The 4,453-nt window shown below is 50.5% G+C and carries 4 protein-coding genes and 1 pseudogene; 1 reads left to right on the plus strand and 4 read right to left on the minus strand.

The genetic code is table 11. From position 1 onward, the window contains the following. The 3 genes and pseudogenes from Q0614_RS11165 to ribH all read right to left on the minus strand — a co-directional run. On the minus strand, positions 1 to 212 hold a 212-nt coding region (locus Q0614_RS11165), incomplete at its 3' end, for an orotidine 5'-phosphate decarboxylase / HUMPS family protein (protein WP_298788741.1). 632 nt (positions 213 to 844) lie between these two features. Further along, a pseudogene (gene nusB / locus Q0614_RS11170) lies at positions 845 to 1,219 on the minus strand (transcription antitermination factor NusB); the annotation flags it as partial. A 1-nt stretch (position 1,220) separates the two neighbouring features. After that, complete coding sequence (gene ribH / locus Q0614_RS11175; RefSeq protein WP_177388134.1) at positions 1,221 to 1,691, minus strand: 6,7-dimethyl-8-ribityllumazine synthase; 471 nt, start codon at positions 1,689 to 1,691, stop codon at positions 1,221 to 1,223. A 613-nt stretch (positions 1,692 to 2,304) separates the two neighbouring features. Between ribH and sodB the strand changes: the two genes are divergently transcribed. Beyond that, positions 2,305 to 2,928: a superoxide dismutase [Fe] gene (gene sodB, locus Q0614_RS11180; protein ID WP_298788743.1), complete on the plus strand. Its 624-nt coding sequence runs from the start codon at positions 2,305 to 2,307 to the stop codon at positions 2,926 to 2,928. 540 nt (positions 2,929 to 3,468) lie between these two features. Here the strand turns inward: sodB and Q0614_RS11185 are convergent. Continuing rightward, positions 3,469 to 4,050, minus strand: coding sequence for a LysE family translocator (locus Q0614_RS11185; RefSeq protein ID WP_298788745.1), 582 nt, complete (start codon positions 4,048 to 4,050; stop codon positions 3,469 to 3,471). Positions 4,051 to 4,453 lie beyond the last annotated feature (403 nt).

Here is a 4,453-nt window from a genome sequence, read left to right on the forward strand (position 1 = left end):
GCCATCGTGTTTGGGATGTCGTAGAGCTTTAGATCGAGGAAAATTTTAAAATTTCCGAGCTTTTTTAGCTCCCCCACAAAGTTCGCTCCGTCGCGCAAATAGGCTCGCAAGCCCACTTTTAGCCAAATTTTATCGGCCAAACCCGCAAGCTCGCTCGCCAGCTGCAAACACTGCTGCTTCGAGCTCATATCAAGCGCGACGCAGAGCTTCACCGCTTATCCTTGCCGCGTACCGCGCCTTTGTTGCCCGCAGGTCTTTTTGAGATGGTGCCTCTGCCGCCGGCAGATTTTTTGCGCCCCGCGCTACTTTTCGGCGCAGTATTTTTACCCGCAGTGCCTTTCTTTGGTACCGCGTTTTTGCCGACTTTGAAATTTCTATCAGCGCCCTCTTTTTTCGGCGCGGCGTCTTTGCCTCGTTCGCCTGCCTTAAAATTTTTGCCTCGCTCGTCCGTTTTGAAATTTTTGCCCGTTTTCTCCGTCCTGAATTTATCTCCGGCCTTGAAATTTCTCTCCGTTTTAAATTTTTTGCTCGCGGTAGATTCGGATTTTTTTGCGGATGCGCTGCGAGTTTTCATATTAGCGGGCTTTTTAGACGGTCTGCTTCTACTCGCCGTAGAATTTTTCGGCGTGCCGCTCTTCTTTGCTCTCGTAAAATTTTTCGTCTCGCCGTTCGCGCCTGCGGGGATGAAATTTTTTGCCGTATCGTCGCTGTCCGAAACAGCGGAGCTTCCCGCCGCAGCGGACTTAAAATTTTTGGCTGCCTCCGTGGTTGTCTCGAGATTTTCGCTTGTCGTCGCAGTCGGCTTGGAAATTTTATCCGCCGCGATGTTCACAGGGCTATCTTTTAGCGCATCCAGCACGCCGTTTATAAATTTAGACGAAATGCCAAGCTCCTTGGCGGAGTTGATCGCTTCGTTGATGACGATGCCCGCGTCTGTGTCCGTAAAGCGTAACTCATACGCCCCAAGCCGCAGTATCGCGCGCTCCAGAGCCGAAATTTCGGCGAGCTTGAATTCCTTTAAATTTTCGTCTATCAGCGCATCGACTGCGGCGAGATTTTCGCTAGCGCCGCGCAGAAGCGCGAGCGTCCAGTTGCGCTGCTCGTTGCGAATGCGCTTTTCTTCCAGATACTCGTCCGCAAAGTCCTCGCCGCCGCCGTTCATATCCCGGGAGTAAAGCAGCGAGATCGCAGCGAGCCTGGCTTGGTGTCTGGTAGCCATTTTAAGCCTTTATGTTGCGAAATAGACTTAGAAGCTCGATCGCGCCGCTCATCGCTTCAAAGCCCTTATTGCCGGCTTTTGCTCCTGCTCGCTCGATCGCTTGCTCGATATTATCGGTAGTCAGTACGCCGAAAGTCACGGGTGCGCCGTATTTTAGCATGGTGTTTGCGATACCCTTGCTTACCTCGGCGCTTACGTAGTCAAAATGCGGAGTAGAGCCGCGGATCACCGCGCCTAGGCAGACGACGGCGTCGTAGAGCTTGGAGCTTAGCGCCTTTTCAAGCGCGAGCGGGATCTCAAAAGCGCCCGGCACCAGCATCAGGCTTAAATTTTCCTCCTTGCCGCCGTGGCGCAAAAACGCATCGTGCGCCCCTTCGACTAGGCGATCGGTGATGATGTGGTTGAAGCGGGCGTTGATGATTAGGATCTTTTCGCTGCCCTTAAGAGCAAGCGAGCCTTCGATGATTTTCATGGTTTTCCTTTGCGTTAAATTTAGCGCTAAGCTTAGCTAAATTCGCCAAAATTCTAAATTAATTTCAGCATTGCGGCGCTTTAAATTATGAGAAATAACAGGCGCTTTGCGCGCAGAAATTTTCTCGCGGCGAACGAATATGCCTAAGATCACGGCACCGATTGTGCCGATACCCGATTATAAGCTTAGCGTGAGTATGAAAATATGCGAAGTAGGCTCACCTCCGAGCACTATTTTAGCGCGACGATCGTTTCAAGAAAGACGATAAAAGCATGCTGGTCTCGCGTATAGGACGTATGCGAGCGCCGCGCTATGTATTTAAAAGCAAGCATAAATATAAAAAAGTTCGCAATCACGCAGACGACGGTAAATAGCCGCTCTTGTGTACCGGCAGCGTGCTTAAGCCCGTATGCCCGGTCGTACACAAAAAGCGCTCCGATGAGGTAAAAGAAAGCTTTGGCGTTATTAAATCGCTTAAATTTTAAATTTAAAGCGCGATTGCGATGGCTTAGATTGAAATTCGTCTTAAAATTAATCCTAAATAATAAATTTTATTATTCGTTTAGAAATTTTAGGCTATAATCGCTTCAAAATTCATTTCAAGGAGAGAAAGATGTTTAAACTTAGAGAGTTGCCGTTCGATGCGGCGCACAACGCGGTCGTAAGCAAGCAAACCTGTGATTATCACCACGGCAAGCACCACGCGACCTATGTGGCAAATTTAAATAAACTTACCGAATCAGGCGAGTTTGCGGGCAAGGGGCTTTACGAGATCGTAACGGCCGCTAGCGGCGGGCTTTTCAACAACGCAGCGCAGGTTTACAATCACGATTTTTACTGGGATTGCATTGCAAAACCTAGTGAGCCGTCTGCGGAGCTAAAATCGGCGCTGGCGGAAAATTTTACGGATTTTAAAAGCGAGTTTTTGGCTGCTGCTACGGCGCATTTCGGCTCGGGCTGGGTGTGGCTCGCTTACGATCCGAAATCGGGCAAGCTTTGTATTAAAGCGACTCAAAACGCCGCTACGCCGGTGACCGAAGGGCTCGTGCCGCTTCTAGTCGTGGACGTTTGGGAGCACGCGTATTACATCGATGAGCACAACGCGCGCCCGAAATATCTGGAGAAATTCTACGCAGGCATCAACTGGGAGTTCGTCTCAAGCGCCTACGAATGGGCTAAAAAAGAGGGTCTCGGCTCGGTGAAATTCTACATCGACGAGCTTCACGGCAGAGATTAAATTTTAAAATTTAAGCGGACGCGGCGATACAAAAATCTGGGTCCGTCGCGCTTCGCTTGCGTAAATTTTAAATTGCGCGGGCACGCACAAACGGAAGCGGTGCTACCCGCAGAGCTAAAATCCGTTTAAACGCATAATCCGAGTAGAGCGGATAGGGCTCGCGCAGTACACAAAGCTGAAATTCTCTTAAGCGCTCATAGGTTCGCTGTGGATTAGCTGCGGACACGGCGCGAATAGGGCAGTACTCACTATTCGTAGCACCGGAAATCGCTTAAACGTGCCGCATGTTCGCCATGGACGCAGATTTGCTGCAGAGGACGTGAACGCCGCCAGCAAATCGCTTAGACGCACCGCAAGGGACCCTAGACGATAATCGCCGCCGCGCTTGCTGCATGCCACCGATCGCTTAAAATTTTAATTCAAAGCTAGCGGCTAAATTTTAGGGCTTTTCTTGAGATTTAGTCGCAGCAATACCGCTTTTCAATCTATCTTTTAAATTTAAAATTTCATCAAAACCCGGGCGCCAAGTCCAATCAAAATTTAACCCAAAATCATCCACAGCCCGATCGCGCACATCAGCACAGCACAGAAAATTTCGAGGTATTTTAGATGGGTTTTCAGCAGATTTTTTAGCACCGATCCGCCCAGCGCGTAGATGCTAAGGCAGATACTTTCGCTGGCGCACAGCGTGGCGACGAGAGCAAATGTGTGCGCGCCGAAAATATTGTCCGCGTCCAAAAATGGCGGAAAGAGCGCGGTGAAAAATATCCACGCCTTGGGGTTTGAGACCGCGACTACGAGGCCTTGGAAGAAGATATTTTCGCTGCGCTTCTGTTTTTGCAGCTTGAAATTTCCGCGCGTCAAAAAGGTCGCGACGCCCAGATAGAAAATATACGCGCCGCCTAAAATTTTAATCGCGCTAAGCGCCGCAGGGTGCGCAAGCAGAATGCCCGCGACGCCGAATATGCACGCAAGCGCCACAGCTGCGACGCCTAGCACCTGCGCAAGTAGCGCGGGCAGCGCCCTAAGATAGCCGCGTGCGATGCCGAGATTTAGCGCGTAGGTCATGTTGATGCCCGGCATCAGCGATATCGGAAAGATCGTAAAGAAAAACAGAAGCATTGAAAACCCCTAAATTGCGGCTAAATTTTAAATTTTATCTCTCGCGATACGGCGCCGCTGCGATAGATTTTAAAATTCTAAAATTTAACGCGCTACGCTGAGGCGAATAAAATTTTAAAATTCCGCCGCGCCGCGGAACTGCACATTGCGAGCTGTCATCTAGAATTTTGCACATCGCTTTATTGCGCTTCATAATTGCGATATGCCGTGCGCCGCGCCGCACCCAAACTTTTCTTGGGGCGGGAAGGGGGCCCCGGTTGCGAGGTCGCTCCCCTTCCCGCCCCAAACCCCACCTAACCCCCGACGACGCTTTACAAGGGGCAGGCTACGCCTGCGCTGAATTTATATTATAACTGCGGTGCGGTGTCTCGCACCTAGTCGCAAGACCGCCGTGCCGCAAGTT

This window comes from uncultured Campylobacter sp., assembly GCF_937997595.1.
In the GTDB taxonomy this organism is placed as follows: domain Bacteria; phylum Campylobacterota; class Campylobacteria; order Campylobacterales; family Campylobacteraceae; genus Campylobacter_B.